This is a genomic window from Streptomyces bohaiensis, from assembly GCF_012033785.1.
Taxonomy (GTDB): domain Bacteria; phylum Actinomycetota; class Actinomycetes; order Streptomycetales; family Streptomycetaceae; genus Streptomyces; species Streptomyces bohaiensis.
In genome coordinates, this window is the sequence record NZ_JAAVJC010000106.1 from 1 (window position 1) to 15,121 (window position 15,121).

Here is a 15,121-nt window from a genome sequence, read left to right on the forward strand (position 1 = left end):
GGGGTGCGCGGGACGGTGCCGAGCCGTCCCGCTCACCCCCGGCGGTGCGCCGGCGGAAGCCGGCAGGCGGCGGCGACCGCCTCGGCCACCTCGGGCACCTCCGCGACCGACAGGCCGGAGACGGTGATCCGGACGGCCGGCGCGGAGTCGATGCGGAAGCGCGCCCCGGGGGCCACCGCGTACCCCGCGGCCAGCAGCCGGGAGACGGTGCCGGTCTCGTCCCCCACGGGGACCCAGACGTTCAACCCGCTGCGGCCGTGCGCCCGGACGCCGCGGGCGGCGATTTCGGTGACGAGCGCTGCGCGGCGCGCCCGGTAGGAGGCCGCGGCCCCGGTTCGCGCGCCACTGAGCTGCGCGACGGCGCGCTGGAGGAGGTGACTCACCCAGCCGGGGCCCAGCCGCTGGCGGCCCGCGACCCGGTCCACCGTGGTGGGGTCACCCGTGAGGTGGGCGACGCGCAGGTCGGGGCCGAGCGCCTTCGCCCCCGACCGGACGAAGGCCCAGTGGTCGGTCGCACCGGCGATGGGGTACAGGGGCAGGTCCACGATGCCGTGCCCGTGGTCGTCCTCGATCAGCAGCACGTCCCGGTGGTGGGCGAGGACGGCACGCAGGTCGCGGGCGCGGGCCTCACCGACGGCGGCACCGGTCGGGTTCTGGGCGCGGGCGGTCACCACGAGAGCGCGTGCCCCGGCCCGCAGGGCGGCGGCGACGGCGTCGGGCAGCGGTCCGTCGTCGTCCAGCGCCACGGGCAGGGTCCGCAGGTTGAGGGCGGACAGCAGGTCGAGGAGGCTGCCCCACCCCGGGTCCTCCACTGCCACGGCGTCGCCCGGGCGCAGCCGCGCGGCCAGCACGCGCTCGACGGCGTCGAGGGCCCCGCTGGTGACGGCGAGCGGCCCGTCCGGCACGTGGTCGGCGGCCAGCTCGGCGGTGGCCGCTGCCCGCAGGTGCTCCTCGACGCCGGCGGCCCCGTACATCACCGGCACGCCCGGCGTCCCGAGCGCGGCGAGGACGGGGGCGAGCGGTGGCAGCAGCCGCGGGTCGGGGTTGCCGCCCGCCAGGTCGCGGACACCGGGGCTGATGTCGACGCCGATGCTCTCGCGGGGGGTGGTCACCGGGCGGGACCGGACGCGGCTGCCGCGCCGGCCGTCGGTGGTGATGACGCCGCGTTCCCGGAGCGTTCGGTAGGCGGCGGCCACGGTGTTGGGGTTGACGCCGAGCTGCCCGGCGAGGGCGCGCATGGCGGGCAGCTGGTCGCCCGGTTGCAGGCTCCCCCGGGCGACGGCGTCCTCGACGTCGGCGGCGATCTCGCTGGCACCCCGGCCGACGATGCGGTACGTTCCCATCGCTTCTCCTAGTACAGACAGGCTTCTGCACTAGTGCAATATACGGCACATCCTCGACGAGGGGGAACCGACCATGGACACCACGAGCACGGCCAGCGCGGCGAGCGCGCCCCACAAGCCCGGCGACGCGTACCCGACCACCGCGCGCACCGTGCCCACCCGGGGCCGGGACCGGGCACGCTACGACCGGGAGCTGGTCCACGCGGTGCTCGACGCCGAGTTCGTCTGCCACCTCGGCTTCGTCCGCGACGGCGCGCCGGTGGTGCTCCCCACGCTCTACGCCCGGGACGGCGAGCGGCTGTACCTCCACGGCTCGACCGGCTCGCGCCCGCTCCGCGCGGCGCAGACCGAGCCGCTCCCGGTCTGCGTCACGGTGACCCTGGTGGACGGGCTGGTGCTCGCGCGCTCCGCGTTCCACCACTCGGTCAACTACCGCTCGGTCGTGGTGCAGGGGGCGGCCCGCCGGGTCACCGACCGGGCGGAACTGGACCGCGCCTTCGATCTCCTGGTGGACCACGTGGTTCCGGGGCGGTCCGCGGACTGTCGCCCCGCCGACGCACGGGAGGCCGCGGCGACGGCGGTGCTCGCACTGGACCTCACCGAGGTCTCGGCCAAGGTCCGAAGCGGTGGGCCCAACGACGACGAGGCCGATCTCGCGCTGCCGCACTGGAGCGGCGTGGTGCCGCTGCGCAGGGACGCCGGTACGCCGGAGCCGGCGCCGGACTGCTCCGCGCCCCTCCCCCGGTACCTGGCGGCCGTCACCCGCTGACCGCCCGGGGCGAGATCCCGTTCGCCGGCCCCGCGCGGGGCCGGCGAACGGGATCTCGCGTGTTCCCGCCGCACCGGTCCGCTGCGGCTGCCACCATGGTGCCGCCCGGCTGGGGACGGGCGACCGTGGGGAGGGGCGGTGCAGGCGGACGGAGTCGACCCGGCGGGGCCCGGGGTCTGGATGGTGGCACTGGCCGCCGAGGACGGCAGCAGCTGGGTCTACCGCGTCTACGCACCGCGGGGCGCGCTGCGGGGTGACCTGTTCTGGGCGGCCTTCCACTGCCACGACGAGGCGCGCCGCCCCCGCGCCTCGGACGCGTTCGACTCCGCCAGGATCTGGTGGCTGGTCACCGGGCCGGACCCGGCACGGCAGGGCGTGTGACGCCGCGGCAGGCAGGTCGGCGCCGGTCGAAGCGGCGGGCGGGCCGGGCGCCGAGCGCCGGGGCTCCTAGACTCCCGGGCATGCGCATCCGCTGTGTAGACGCCTTCACCGACCGCCCTTTCGCCGGGAACCCCGCCGGGGTGGTGGTGCTCACCGCCGACGGCTTCCCGGAGGAGGCGGTCATGGCCGCCGTCGCGGCCGAGGTCAATCTCTCGGAGACGGCCTTCGTCCACCCCCTGCCGCCGGGCGGCGCGGCGGAGTGGGCGCTGCGGTGGTTCACCCCCACCACCGAGGTGCGGATGTGCGGCCACGCCACGCTCGCCACCGCCCATGTGCTCGCCACCGCGGAGGGCGTGGCGGGCACGCAGCGGTTCGCGACCCTCAGCGGGGTCCTGACGGCGACGCCGGCGGACGAGGACGACTGTCTGACACTGGACTTCCCCACGGCGCCGCTGCGGGAGACGCCGGTCCCCGGCGCGGTGGCCGACGCCCTGGGGGCCCCGGTGCTCGGGGGCCACGACACCGGCCCGGACGTGGGCGACCTGCTGGTGGAGCTGCCCGACGAGGCGACCGTCCGCGCGCTCCGCCCCGACCTCGGCGCGCTGGCGGAGCTCCCGGGCCGCGGCGTCATCGTCACCGCCGCGGCGGACGGTTCCCGCCCGGGGTACGACTTCGTCTCCCGCTTCTTCGGTCCGGCCGTCGGCGTCCCGGAGGACCCGGTGACGGGCAGCGCCCATACCGCGCTCGCCCCGCTGTGGGCGCGGCGGCTGGGCCGCGGGGAGCTGGTCGGCCGTCAGGTGTCGGCGCGCGGCGGCACCGTCCGGGTGGCGGTGCGCGGCGACCGGACCCTGCTGACGGGTGCGGCGGTGACGGTGATGGAGGGCACCTTCCTGCGCATTCCCTGACCGGCCGCCGCCGTACCTGGCGCCCCCTCGTCCGCGGCCACCACGCGCCGGACCCCGGCCCGCCAGCCCGGCCGGCGCGCACTCCCGGCCACCCGGGGCCGGGGCCGGCCCGGGGCGGCAGGTCGGCAGGTCAGGGAGTCGGCAGCCAGTCCACCCGTCCGGCGAGGACGGCGTAGCCGACGAACGCCACGATGTCGATGAGCGCGTGCGCCACGACGAGGGGCATGACCCGGCCCCAGCGGCGGTAGAGCAGCACGAAGACGACGCCCATCACGAAGTTGCCGATGAAGCCGCCGATGCCCTGGTAGAGGTGGTAGGTGGCGCGCAGCAGCGAGCTGAGGAGCAGCGCGGCCATCGGCGTCCAGCCCAGTTGGGAGAGGCGGCGCAGCAGGTAGCCGACGACGATGACCTCCTCGACCACGGAGTTCTGGATCGCCGAGGCGATGAGGACGGGGAACTTCCACCACTCGCCGGGAAGTGACTCCGGCACGACCGTCAGGTTGAAGCCGGCGGCCTGTGCGGCGAGGTAGAACAGCAGCCCGCTGCCGCCGATGGCGGCGGCGACCAGCGCGCCCCTGCCGAGGTCGAACCCGGGGCGCCGCAGGTCGAAGCCGATGGCGCTCATCCCCGGTCCGCGACCGCCGGGAAGCTCCCGCAGCAGCAGGTAGCCCACCAGGAGGACGGGGACCAGGGGCACCGCGATGCTCACCAACTGCCACGCGAGGTCGAACCACGGGCGGTCCGCGCGTGAGGAGTTCAGGTTGGCGGCGTAGTCGTTCAGCCCGCCCGGGCGGGTGACGACGTCGGTGAAGTTGATGACGGCGCGCACCGCGGCGGCTCCGAGCGAGAGCGCCAGGACGATGACGAGTTCGCGGCGCAGCAGCCGCGGATCGGGCAGCCCGTCGTCGAGCCATCGCCCGCCGTCCGAGCCGCTGCCCGAACCGCCGTCACCGCGGCCCGGTGTGCCGCTCTGCGCTGTCTGCACCGCTGTCCTCCCGCTGCCGTTCGCGTGGGTGCCGCCGCACGGCGGCACCCACGCGAACGGGCGCGGTCACAGCGGCCAGAGGTGCACCGGTTCGTCGGACCGGGCCAGTTCGCAGTAGCGCCGCACGAGGTGTCCGAGGGCGGCCTCGCGGTTCGCCCCGGCCTCCCGCGCGCGGTGGTAGAAGCGAGTCTGCCAGCCCGAACCGGTGATCCTGCGGCGGCACCTCCCCTCGATCACCGCGAGGTAGTGGTCCCGGTCGGCGGCGGAGACCCCCCAGGAGTCCAGTCCGGAGGCGGCGAGCGGCAGGAGGTCCCGGAGGACGAGCTCGGCGGCGCCGACCTCCTCGCTCCCCTGGCCCCGGCCGCGGCGCGGCCATCGGAAGGAGGCGTCGACACCGTGGCGGCACGCCTCCTCGAAGTTCCGCGCGGCGTCCTCGAACGCGAGCCGGTTCCAGACGGGTTCGGCCTGTTCGGCGAGCCCCCTCACCAGGCCGTAGTAGAAGGCGGCATTGGCGATCATGTCCGTGACGGTCGGCCCGGTGGGCAGCACCCGGTTCTCGACCCGCAGGTGCGGCACGCCGTCGGAGACGTCGTAGACGGGCCGGTTCCAGCGGTAGACGGTGCCGTTGTGCAGCACCATCTCCTTCAGTCGCGGCACCCCGCCCGCAGCGAGGACGGCGAGGGGGTCCTCCTCCTCGCAGACCGGCAGCAGCGCCGGGAACCAGCGCAGGTTCTCCTCGAAGAGCTCGGTCACCGAGCCGATCCAGCGTTCCCCGAACCAGGAGCGGGGCCTGACGCCCTGGGCGGCGAGCTCGGGCGGCCGGCTGTCCGTGGCCTGCAGGAACAGCGGGGCGCGGGACTCGTGCCAGAGCTCGCGTCCGAAAACGAACGGGGAGTTGGCCCCCACCGCGATCTGGGCGGCGGACGCCACCTGGGCGGCGTTCCACACCTCGGCGAACCGCTCGGGGGTGACCTGGAGGTGGAACTGGACCGCGGTGCAGGCGGACTCCGGGGCGATCGAGTCGAAGGTGCGCCGCAGCGTCTCGGCCCCGGTGATGTCGATCTGGAGCAGCTCACCGCGTGCGCCCATGATCTGGTCGTTCAGATGGGTGTAGCGGTCACCGGCCGAGAGGTTGCCCCGGCCGAGCTCGTCCCCGGTGATCGTCGGAAGTATCCCGACCAGTACCGGGCGGGCGCCGAATTCGGCCCCGACCCGGTCCGCGTAGCCGAAGGCGATGCGCATCTCCTCGGCCAGATCGTCGAAGACCCTGCCGGCGAGCACACGGGGTGCCATATTGAGTTCCAGAGTGAACTTGCCCAGTTCGCTCTGGAAATCGGAGGTCGCCATTCCGGTGAGTACTTCGTCGTTGACCATCCGCGGCGCGCCGTCGGCGTCCGCGAGACTGACCTCCACCTCCAGCCCGATGAGTCCACGCGGGCGATCGAACGCCCCGTCGGCCAGCAGCTGCTCGAGCGCCTGCTGGCTGTCCCGCAGCCGGTCGCGGAACCGCTGCCTGTCGGCGGGGCCGAATCCACCGGCGTCCACGTCAGCGCCCATGTCGGCACCCTCCTTCTCCCTACGGTGCCGTGATCATGCCCAGGCGCGCCGCCGGGTAACGCGACCCCCGGCGCGGACGGGCGTGTCGCGCGCCTCGCGGAGTGCATATCCCAGTGGCACAATAACGCGGCAACGACCGTCGGCATTCTTCGCACCGCGTTTTTCCGGGCCGCTCCCCCACCTCCGGTGAAACCGTTCGGAATTCACGACCATCGACCGGTAGCGGACTGGGCACCAGGCCCACCTCGTGCTAGGGGAAACACACGCGGAACACAATTCGTCTAAACTCCGCCGACGCGTGTCTCCCAATTTCTTGAGAGGCGGCCCCCATGCCCCTGCATGCCCTACCGGTACCCGCTCCGGCGGACCGCTGTCTGACCGCCGCGCTCCGCTCGCCCTCTGCCCGGTCACCGCATGAACCGCACGGCGACCGCGCCGCCCTCGTGCCCGTCCGACCGCTCCCGCTGTACCTGCTGGACCCGGGCTCGCCGTCCTCGGGCGTGCCCCAGCTCGCCGGCTGGCGCTTCCTGTTGGCACGCGGCGGTGTGCCGGTGAGCGCCGCCGAGACGACGCTCACCCCCGACGGCTGGGCGTTCTCGCACTTCTTCGACGGACCGTTCGTCGCCTCCACCGAACTGGCGCTGACCCGTGCCGAGCAGTCGGCGCAGCCGTGGCAGCCGCGGCTGCTGTCCGTGCCCCGGCTCTACATGCACACGCTGTGGCTCCACGCCGACACCGCGGCGGGCGCCGCCGACGGCAGGCCGGGCGAGGCCGACCTGCTGGTGCCGCTGGCACCGGCCCCTGACCGCTTCCACGGGCTCAGCCGTCGTACTCCTCCATGGGCGGGCAGGAGCACACCAGGTTGCGGTCGCCGTAGGCGCCGTCGATGCGCCGCACCGGCGGCCAGTACTTGTCGGCCGGGGTGACGCCGGTCGGGAAGACCGCCTCCTGGCGCGTGTAGGGGTGCTCCCAGTCACCGGTGAGCGTGGCGGCGGTGTGCGGGGCGTTCCGCAGCGGGTTGTCGTCGACGGGCCAGGCACCGGAGGCGACCTTGTCGATCTCGGCCCGGATCGCGATCATCGCGTCGCAGAACCGGTCGATCTCCGCGAGGTCCTCGCTCTCGGTCGGCTCGATCATCAGCGTGCCGGCGACGGGGAAGGACATCGTCGGCGCGTGGAACCCGTAGTCGACCAGCCGCTTGGCGACGTCGTCGATGGAGACGCCGGTCGCCTTGGTCAGCGGGCGGACGTCGATGATGCACTCGTGGGCCACCAGTCCGCCGGGGCCGCTGTAGAGCACCGGGTAGTGCGGCTCCAGCCGCCGGGCGACGTAGTTGGCGGCGAGCACGGCGGTCTGCGTGGCGTGGCGGAGCCCGTCCGGGCCCATCAGCCGGGCGTAGGCCCAGGAGATCGGCAGGATGCCCGCGGAGCCCCAGGGGGCCGCCGAGATCGGCCCGATGCCGGTCTCCGGCCCCGCCGCCGGCTGGAGCGGGTGGTTCGGGAGGTAGGGCGCGAGGTGGGAGCGGACCGCGACGGGGCCGACGCCCGGCCCGCCGCCGCCGTGCGGGATGCAGAAGGTCTTGTGCAGGTTCAGGTGCGAGACGTCCGCGCCGAACCGGCCCGGACGCGCCAGGCCGACCAGCGCGTTGAGGTTGGCGCCGTCGACGTAGACCTGGCCGCCGGCGTCGTGCACCGCCGCACAGATCTCGCCGATGTTGTCCTCGAACACGCCGTGGGTGGAGGGGTAGGTCACCATCAGCACCGACAGCTGGTCGCGGTGCTGCTCGATCTTGGCGTGCAGGTCGTCGGTGTCCACGTCGCCGTTGTCGCCGGTGCGCACCACGACCACCCGCATGCCGGCCATGACGGCGCTGGCCGCGTTGGTGCCGTGGGCGGAGGAGGGGATCAGGCAGACGTCGCGCTGCGGCTGGCCGGAGGCGCGGTGGTGGGCACGGACCGCCAGCAGGCCGGCGAGCTCGCCCTGCGACCCGGCGTTGGGCTGCAGCGAGACGGCGTCGTAGCCGGTGATCTCGGCGAGCCGGTCCTCCAGCTCGCGGATCAGCGTGAGGTAGCCCTCGGCCTGGTCGGCCGGGGCGAAGGGGTGGATCCCGCCGAACTCCGGCCAGGTCACCGGCTCCATCTCGGTGGTGGCGTTGAGCTTCATCGTGCAGGAGCCGAGCGGGATCATGCCCCGGTCCAGCGCGTAGTCGCGGTCCGCCAGGCGACGGAGGTAGCGCAGCAGGGACGTCTCGGAACGGTGGCTGTGGAAGACCGGGTGCGTGAGGTAGGCGTCCCGGCGCAGCAGCTGCTCGGGCAGCGCGTCGGCGGTGTCGGCGTCGAGCGCGTCCAGCTCCGGTCCGTCCGTCACCCCGAAGGCGGCGAGCACCGCGGCGAGCTGCTCACGGCCGGTGGTCTCGTCGCAGCTCACCCCGACGTGGTCCTCGTCGGTCAGCCGCAGGTTGACCCCGGCGCGGCAGGCGGCCTCGACGACGTCGGCGGCGCCGCCGGGCACACGGACCGTCACGGTGTCGAAGAACGACTCGTGGACGACCTCGTGGCCGGCGCCGCGCAGCGCGGCGGCCAGCAGCACGGCGTAGCGGTGGGTGCGGCGGGCGATCTGCGCCAGGCCGTCGGGGCCGTGGTGGACGGCGTACATGCCGGCCATGACGGCCAGCAGCACCTGCGCGGTGCAGATGTTGCTGGTGGCCTTCTCCCGGCGGATGTGCTGCTCCCGGGTCTGGAGCGCCAGCCGGTAGGCCTGGGCGCCGTCCGCGTCGTAGGAGACGCCGACGAGACGGCCGGGAAGGCTGCGGGCGAACGTCTCGCGGACCGCCATGTAGCCCGCATGGGGGCCGCCGAAGCCCATCGGCACGCCGAACCGCTGGCTGCTGCCCACCGCGATGTCCGCGCCGAGGTCGCCGGGCGAGGTGAGGAGGGTCAGGGCGAGCAGGTCGGCGGCGACCGTCACCACCGCGCCGAGCGCGTGCGCGCCCTCGATGACCGGACGCAGGTCGCGCACCGCGCCGCCCGCGCCGGGGTACTGCAGGAGCACGCCGAAGACGCCACGGCCGGCGACGGACTCCGGGATGCCGTCGGTGAGGTCGGCGGTGACGACCTCGACGCCGGTCGGCTCGGCGCGGGTCCGCAGGACGGCCACGGTCTGCGGCAGGCAGTCGGCGTCGACCAGGAAGACGCCGCCCTTCACCTTGCCGACCCGCCGGGAGAGCGCCATCGCCTCCGCGGCCGCGGTGCCCTCGTCGAGCAGCGAGGCGCCGGAGGTGGGCAGGCCGGTGAGATCGGCGACCACCGTCTGGAAGTTCAGCAGCGCCTCCAGCCGACCCTGCGAGATCTCCGGCTGGTAGGGCGTGTACGCCGTGTACCAGGAGGGGCTCTCCATGACGTTGCGCAGGATCACCGGCGGCGTGATCGTCCCGTGGTAGCCGAGGCCGATCATGGAGTGCAGCACCTTGTTGCGACCGGCCAGCTCGCGGAGCTCGGCGAGGACGGCGGCCTCGCTGCGCGCCTCGGGCAGACGCAGCGACTCGGCGGAGGCGATGGCCGCGGGGACGGCCGCGGCCGTCAGCTCGTCGAGACCCGCGTAGCCCACCTGGGCCAGCATCTTCGCCCGGTCGCCCGCGTCGGGGCCGATGTGTCGGTCCTCGAACGGTACGCCTCGTTCGAGCGCGGAGAGCGGTGCACGGTTGACGGTCATGTCGGGAGGGCCTCCTGGTCCACGCGGCCTGCGGGCACCGGTTCGTCGGTGTCCGAGCGCCTCCCCCTCTGTCATCGCGACCTGAGAGCTTCACCGCGCCGGGACGCGGCTTTCACCGTCGGTGAGAGGCGGACGCGTACGACACCGGACGCGCCTGGGCCGCCTCTGCTTTCCAGAGTGGCTTCGTCCGCGCGGTACGGGTGCCTGAGAGATTCCGGGGAGGATTTGCTCCTTCGGCGCCACCGGCCACACGGCCGGCGGACTCTCCCGCGCGGGTTCAACAACCGTGTTCGAGCCTACCAGCGGGGTCCCGGGCCGCCCGGAGGGCGGTTCTCGACTGGCCGGTGGACCGATTGTGGCCTTTCGTAGTGCTCAAGGGGGTAGCAGCACTGTCGAGAGCCACACAGTCACAGCCGCAGCGACGGCCAGAGAACCAGGCGGAGGCACCCGTGCAGACCGACATCGATCCGCGCACCCTGATCGGGCGGAAGGCATTCGACTGCAACGGCGCGAAGATCGGCACCGTGGACGAGGTCTACCTGGACGACGCGACCGGCGAACCGGAATGGGCCGCGGTGCGCACCGGTCTGTTCAGCCGGGACGCCTTCGTGCCGCTGGAACCCAGCGAGTTGGTGGACGAGGCGCTGCGGGTCCCCTTCGAACGGTCGCTGATCCGCGGCGCCCCCGATTTCGGAGTGGGACGGCACCTCTCCCCCGAGCAGGAGTTGGAGCTGTACCGCCACTACGGCATCGAGGTGCCCGGAGCGGCCGGACCGGCACGCCCCGCCGGCACGGGCACCCCGGCCGACGTCGACTTCGGCCACCTCGCGGGGCCCGCCGTCGAGGACCGGGAGGCCGCCGCCTCCGCCGCCAAGGCGGCCGCCGCCAAGAAGAACGAGGGCGCGGCCGGCGGCGGTCCCACCGACCGCTGAGGTCGTGGGCGGCATGTCCGTGAGGGCTCTCACTCCCCCGCCGCCGACGCCGGGCTCCCGGGCCGCGTCCCGGGCAGCGGCGGGGGATCGGCCGGGGCGAGGTGGGGATCGTCCGCGGCGAAGGTCCGGACACGCCCCGGAGTGCTGCTCGGTGTCTCAAAACGTACGGTCACCCGGCCGACCCCGCTGCCCTGTACCCACCCGGGCCCGAACTCGGCGTGCGTCACGTCGATGCCCGGCAGCCAGCTGCGGGACGGTCCCGGCTCCGGGGGCCGCCGGTCGGGCGCGTCGGCCGGCTCCCCGTCGGGCCCACCACCCGCGACGTCCGTCGCCGCGGTTCCGGCACCCCACCCCGACTGGGCGAACAAGTCCTCCTGGGTGAAGTCGGCCAGTCCGCTGACGCCTACCCCCAGCAGTCGGACCCCCGCGGTGGTGTCCACCCCCGCCAGCAGCCGTGCCGCCGCCTCCTTCACCACGACCGGGTCGTCGGTCGGGCCGCGCAGCGTCTCCGAACGGGTGACCGTGGTGAAGTCGTGCGAGCGGACCTTCAGAACCACGGTCCGGCCGGAGCGGCCGGCGGCGCGCAGCCGTCCGACGCACCGTCCCGCGAGGCGGTCCACCTCCCAGCGGACCCGTGACCGGTCGGTCAGGTCCTCGGCGAAGGTGTCCTCCACCGACACCGACTTCGCGTCGCGCTCCGGGACGACCGGCCGGTCGTCCAGGCCGCGGGACAGGTCGTGCAGGGCGGTGCCGTGCGCCTGGCCCAGCAGCCGCACCAGCTCCGCGTGGCCGGCGACGACCGCGTCGCCGGCGGTGGCGATGCCGGCGCGGCGCAGCGCCGCCTCGGTGGCGGGTCCCACTCCGGGAAGCACCCGCACCGGCAGCGGCGCCAGGAACGCGCGTTCGGTGCCGGGCTCCAGCAGCAGCAGACCGTCCGGCTTGGCGCGTTCGGAGGCGATCTTCGCGAGCATCTTCGAGCCGGCCAGGCCCACCGAGGCGCCCAGCCCGGTGGCCTCATGGATCGCCGCCCGGATGTCGCGGCCCACCCGGCGGCAGACCAGCGCCCCCGGCGCACGGCCCGCGGCGGCGTGCGGTCCGGCGGCGAGATCCACGAACGCCTCGTCGAGGCTCAACGGCTCGACCAGCGGCGACAGCTCCTGGAGCAGCCCCATGACCGTCGCGCTGACCTGGCGGTACAACGAGAAGCGGGGGTGGAGGTAGGCGGCGTTGGGGCAGAGCCGCCGCGCCTGGGCGACCGGCATCGCGGACCGGACGCCGAACCGGCGGGCCTCGTAGGAGGCGGTGGCGACGACGCCGCGCAGTCCCGTGCCGCCGACCACCACCGGGCGACCGCGCAGGCTGGGCTTGGATGCCTGCTCGACCGAGGCGTAGAAGGCGTCCATGTCGAGATGGAGCACCGAGGGTTCGGCCCGCATGTGTCCGATACTGCCGCACGCCTGTGACACGCACCCGGCGGGCCGGTCGCCCCCGGGGATCAGGAGCGGTTGCGGCGCTTGGCGAGCTCGTCCTCCGGATGGTCCGGCACCACGCTCTCGCCGGTGGTCAGCGACTCCGACTGCACGCGGGCGAGGTTCGCCTCGACATCCGCCCAGACGGCCCCGACGGCGATCCCGAAGACGCCGCGTCCCTCCCGCAGCAGCTCGGCGACCTCGTCGGCGGAGGAGCAGCGGTGGACCGCGGCGCCGTCGCTGAGCAGCGTCGCCCCCGACAGCGCGTCCAGCTCCTCCGTGCGCAGGGCGCGGACGGTGGACCGGATGGACTGGAGGGAGACCCCCGCATCGAGCAGCCGCTTGACGATCTTCAGCACCAGGACGTCGCGGAAGCCGTAGAGCCGCTGGCTGCCCGATCCCGGGCCGGGCCGCAGGCTGGGTTCGACCAGGCCGGTGCGCGCCCAGTAGTCCAACTGGCGGTAGGTGATGCCCGCCGCCGCGCAGGCACTGGGCCCCCGGTACCCGACCTCGCCCTCCCGGACCGGCGCCAGCCCGGCGACCGCCGGGCGGCAGGCCCGGGCGGGCCGTGGCACGCGCGCGGGCAGTGCCACGCCGCTGCTCGCGGTTCCCCTGTCACCGTCACTCGTCACGCCGGCCTCCGTTCCGCCTGTCCGTCGTGCGCTCGCGCGTCCGCCGGGATGACGTCCGGCGGCGCGGCGGGTGCCGCACTCTTCCGGGACATGCCCCACAGACGCTAGGCACGCACCCTGCACACGTCAACGATCGCCACGCCGGGTCACTGGTTGCTGGTGCCGAAGTCCTCCGGGGAGATCTGGTCCAGGAACTCGCGGAACCGCTCGACCTCGTCCTCCTGCTCGTCCGGGATGATGATCCCGGCGTCGTCCAGGACGTCGTCGCTGCCGTAGATGGGCGTGCCCGTGCGCAGCGCGAGCGCTATGGCGTCCGAGGGCCGGGCGCTCACCTCGGCGCCGCTGGCGAAGACCAGCTCGGCGTAGAAGACCCCGTCGCGCAGATCGGTGATCCGGACGGCGTCGAGCTCCTCACCGATGGCCTCCAGCACGTCCTTGAACAGGTCGTGGGTCAACGGCCTCGGCGGGGTCATGCCCTGTTGGGCGAAGGCGATGGCCGTGGCCTCGCCGGGCCCGATCCAGATGGGCAGGTAGCGGTCGCCCCCGGCCTCCCGCAGGAGGACGATGGGCTGGTTGTTGGGCATTTCCACCCGGACACCCACGACGTCGAGCTGGTTCACACAGCAACCCTAGGCCGAGCCCGGGCGGTTTGGATAGTCGGGCACGTCCACGGCGGCCGGGCCGCACCGTGGACGCGCCCGCGCACCTCAGCCGCCGGCGTAGAAGACGAGACGGTACTTGCCGATCTGCACCTCGTCACCGGTGGCCAGCACCACGGCGCCGTCGATCGGCTCGCGGTTGACGTAGGTGCCGTTGAGGCTGCCCTTGTCCTTCGCCGAGAAGCCGCCCTCGACCAACCGCTGGAACTCGACGTGCCGGCGCGAGACCGTCACGTCGTCCAGGAAGATGTCGCTCTGCGGGTGACGGCCGGCCGTGGTGACGTCGCTGTCCAGCAGGAAACGGCTGCCCGAGTTGGGACCCCGGCGCACGATGAGCAGCGCGGAGCCCGGGGGCAGCGCGTCCACCGCGGCCTGTGCCTCGGCCGAGAGGGCCGGAGCCGCCTGCTGGCCCGTCATCTCGGCCGCATAGGCCTCGATGCTGCTGATGGACATCGTGGAGGTGGTCTCCGAGGACCCCTCCGGCACGGTGCCGCCGGCGCGCAGCGGGTTGCCGCACTGCGAGCAGAAGCGGCTGCCGGCCGTGTTCTGGTTGCCGCACCTCGGGCAGGCCGCGACATCGGCCCCGGCACCGGCCCCCGTGGCGGGAGCTATGCCACCGCCACCGGCCGACGCCGCACCGGCCACCTCGTCGCGGAAGAGAGGGCGCGCCCCCTCCTCGGACGACGGCGAACCAGGGGTCTCGCCCGGCCGACCGGCGCGATGCCGTGCCGCACTCTCCGTGCCGCCCTGCCGCCTGCCGAACAACTTAGCGAAAAAACTCACCGACGATTCCCCTCGCACCAGTCCGCCCGCCGGTCGGGGCGGGCGTTCCATTGTCTCTCACGGGGCGCCTCCGACATCCGCGGCAACGCCCGCTTTCCCACGATCAGTTTCTCTCACCAGGGGCGTCCCGACCGCCCGGCCCCGCCGCCGGTTCCGGCCAGATCACGAGGACGACTGAGCGTAGTCAGGCGGCTCCGCCGACCGCAAGGCGTCCACGGTGACCTCGTCCGGCCGGTTGACGGTGACGGTCGCACCCTCCTTGTCCAGCGACTGCACGACACCTCCCGGAATGTTCAGCGCGGGCTCCAGGTCCTGCGGCCTGCCGATCACGTCCACCCGGAAGGGCCGCTCGACGGGCTCGCCGTCCACCAGTACCCGGTCGGCGTCGTCCACGAACGAGGTACTGGCGACGACCCGCACGCCGTTGATCTGCAGGGCCTCGGCCCCGGCGGCACGCAGCTCCTGGACGGCGTCCAACAGCCGGTCGGCGCCCACCGCCTGCTGCGGATCGGAGATGCGCACCTCGATCCCGGGCCCGGTGGCGGCCACCGTACCCGCCAGGACGCCGAGTTGCAGCTCGCGCTCGCGGTTCTGGCGGCGCGCCTCCTCCGCCTGGTCCGAGCTGGACTCCAGCTCGGTCCGCTGCCGCTCCAGGGTGCCGCGCTCCTCGTCCAGCCGCTTGGTCCGCTCGTCGAGGTCGCTGAGGATGCGCACCAGGTCCTCGGGGCGGGCGCCCCGCAGCGCGCCGTCCTCGCCGGCGGCGCGGATCTGCACGGCGAGGCCGAGCCCCAGCACGAAGAGGAGGGCCGCGACGATCAGCTGGGCGCGGGTGAACCGCGGGGGCCAGAGCCCGGAGACCAGCGCGTCCCGTCCGGTCGGCGGCGCGGGCGCCTCCCCGGCCTCGGTCGCGCTCGGCCGCTCGGGTGGCTCGCCGGTTGCGGGGCCGCGGGCCCAGGAGGGCCGACGGGGGCCCGGCTCCGCGGGCCGCGCGGGGT

13 protein-coding genes, 1 pseudogene and 1 riboswitch are annotated in these 15,121 nt (G+C 74.2%); of the genes and pseudogenes, 5 read left to right on the forward strand and 9 right to left on the reverse strand.

Features of this window, described 5'->3' with window-relative positions; translation table 11 throughout:
* Positions 1–32: 32 nt before the first annotated feature.
* Entirely contained in the window at positions 33–1,343 is a 1,311-nt protein-coding gene (locus HCN52_RS13485) for an aminotransferase class I/II-fold pyridoxal phosphate-dependent enzyme (RefSeq protein WP_168088683.1), read from the reverse strand.
* A 73-nt stretch (positions 1,344–1,416) separates the two neighbouring features.
* Between HCN52_RS13485 and HCN52_RS13490 the strand changes: the two genes are divergently transcribed.
* The 3 genes from HCN52_RS13490 to HCN52_RS13500 all read left to right on the forward strand — a co-directional run bounded on the left by HCN52_RS13490 (position 1,417) and on the right by HCN52_RS13500 (position 3,398).
* Positions 1,417–2,112, forward strand: coding sequence for a pyridoxamine 5'-phosphate oxidase family protein (locus HCN52_RS13490; RefSeq protein ID WP_168088684.1), 696 nt, complete (start codon positions 1,417–1,419; stop codon positions 2,110–2,112).
* A gap of 180 nt (positions 2,113–2,292) precedes the next feature.
* Positions 2,293–2,493: a hypothetical protein gene (locus HCN52_RS13495; RefSeq protein ID WP_168088694.1), complete on the forward strand. Its 201-nt coding sequence runs from the start codon at positions 2,293–2,295 to the stop codon at positions 2,491–2,493.
* Between the two features lie 80 nt (positions 2,494–2,573).
* Positions 2,574–3,398: a PhzF family protein gene (locus HCN52_RS13500; protein WP_168088685.1), complete on the forward strand. Its 825-nt coding sequence runs from the start codon at positions 2,574–2,576 to the stop codon at positions 3,396–3,398.
* Between the two features lie 130 nt (positions 3,399–3,528).
* Here HCN52_RS13500 and HCN52_RS13505 read toward each other — a convergent pair whose 3' ends face one another.
* Together HCN52_RS13505 and HCN52_RS13510 are read right to left on the reverse strand one after the other, a co-directional pair.
* Positions 3,529–4,296: a CPBP family intramembrane glutamic endopeptidase gene (locus HCN52_RS13505; protein WP_209314504.1), complete on the reverse strand. Its 768-nt coding sequence runs from the start codon at positions 4,294–4,296 to the stop codon at positions 3,529–3,531.
* A 153-nt stretch (positions 4,297–4,449) separates the two neighbouring features.
* Complete coding sequence (locus HCN52_RS13510; RefSeq protein WP_168088687.1) at positions 4,450–5,940, reverse strand: glutamate-cysteine ligase family protein; 1,491 nt, start codon at positions 5,938–5,940, stop codon at positions 4,450–4,452.
* Positions 5,941–6,269: 329 nt separating this feature from the next.
* Between HCN52_RS13510 and HCN52_RS13515 the strand changes: the two genes are divergently transcribed.
* The gene (locus tag HCN52_RS13515) at positions 6,270–6,866 is read left to right on the forward strand and encodes a hypothetical protein (protein ID WP_168088688.1); all 597 of its coding nucleotides are present in this window, start codon (positions 6,270–6,272) and stop codon (positions 6,864–6,866) included.
* On the opposite strand, the gene gcvP is transcribed toward HCN52_RS13515, so the two are convergent.
* Entirely contained in the window at positions 6,760–9,651 is a 2,892-nt protein-coding gene (gcvP, locus tag HCN52_RS13520) for an aminomethyl-transferring glycine dehydrogenase (RefSeq protein ID WP_168088689.1), read from the reverse strand. The genes HCN52_RS13515 and gcvP overlap by 107 nt on opposite strands.
* Before the next feature lie 182 nt (positions 9,652–9,833).
* Positions 9,834–9,931: riboswitch (glycine riboswitch) on the reverse strand.
* Positions 9,932–10,100: 169 nt separating this feature from the next.
* Between gcvP and HCN52_RS13525 the strand changes: the two are divergent.
* Positions 10,101–10,484: pseudogene (locus HCN52_RS13525) on the forward strand (PRC-barrel domain-containing protein); the annotation flags it as partial.
* A gap of 128 nt (positions 10,485–10,612) precedes the next feature.
* Here HCN52_RS13525 and HCN52_RS13530 read toward each other — a convergent pair.
* The 5 genes from HCN52_RS13530 to HCN52_RS13550 all read right to left on the reverse strand — a co-directional run.
* Entirely contained in the window at positions 10,613–12,019 is a 1,407-nt protein-coding gene (locus HCN52_RS13530; RefSeq protein WP_168088691.1) for a DNA polymerase IV, read from the reverse strand.
* Positions 12,020–12,078: 59 nt separating this feature from the next.
* Positions 12,079–12,684 (reverse strand): MerR family transcriptional regulator, encoded by a 606-nt coding sequence (locus HCN52_RS13535; RefSeq protein WP_168088692.1) that lies wholly within the window; start codon positions 12,682–12,684, stop codon positions 12,079–12,081.
* A 146-nt stretch (positions 12,685–12,830) separates the two neighbouring features.
* Positions 12,831–13,304 carry a bifunctional nuclease family protein gene (locus HCN52_RS13540; RefSeq protein ID WP_167932729.1) on the reverse strand — a complete coding sequence of 158 codons (474 nt, stop codon included), beginning with the start codon at positions 13,302–13,304 and terminating at the stop codon, positions 12,831–12,833.
* Between the two features lie 87 nt (positions 13,305–13,391).
* Positions 13,392–14,126, reverse strand: a complete 735-nt coding sequence (locus tag HCN52_RS13545) for an FHA domain-containing protein (RefSeq protein WP_312876685.1) — start codon at positions 14,124–14,126, stop codon at positions 13,392–13,394.
* 162 nt (positions 14,127–14,288) lie between these two features.
* The coding region (locus tag HCN52_RS13550) for a DUF881 domain-containing protein (protein WP_245175113.1) at positions 14,289–15,121 on the reverse strand (833 nt) is incomplete at its 5' end.

Bases quoted from the DNA above. Each gene is read 5' to 3' on its own strand.
- HCN52_RS13500 (WP_168088685.1), top strand. From the start codon at position 2,574: ATGCGCATCCGCTGTGTAGACGCCTTCACCGACCGCCCTTTCGCCGGG.
- HCN52_RS13530 (WP_168088691.1), bottom strand. From the start codon at position 12,019: ATGCGGGCCGAACCCTCGGTGCTCCATCTCGACATGGACGCCTTCTAC.
- HCN52_RS13485 (WP_168088683.1), bottom strand. From the start codon at position 1,343: ATGGGAACGTACCGCATCGTCGGCCGGGGTGCCAGCGAGATCGCCGCC.
- gcvP (WP_168088689.1), bottom strand. From the start codon at position 9,651: ATGACCGTCAACCGTGCACCGCTCTCCGCGCTCGAACGAGGCGTACCG.
- HCN52_RS13495 (WP_168088694.1), top strand. From the start codon at position 2,293: ATGGTGGCACTGGCCGCCGAGGACGGCAGCAGCTGGGTCTACCGCGTC.
- HCN52_RS13490 (WP_168088684.1), top strand. From the start codon at position 1,417: ATGGACACCACGAGCACGGCCAGCGCGGCGAGCGCGCCCCACAAGCCC.
- HCN52_RS13510 (WP_168088687.1), bottom strand. From the start codon at position 5,940: ATGGGCGCTGACGTGGACGCCGGTGGATTCGGCCCCGCCGACAGGCAG.
- HCN52_RS13515 (WP_168088688.1), top strand. From the start codon at position 6,270: ATGCCCCTGCATGCCCTACCGGTACCCGCTCCGGCGGACCGCTGTCTG.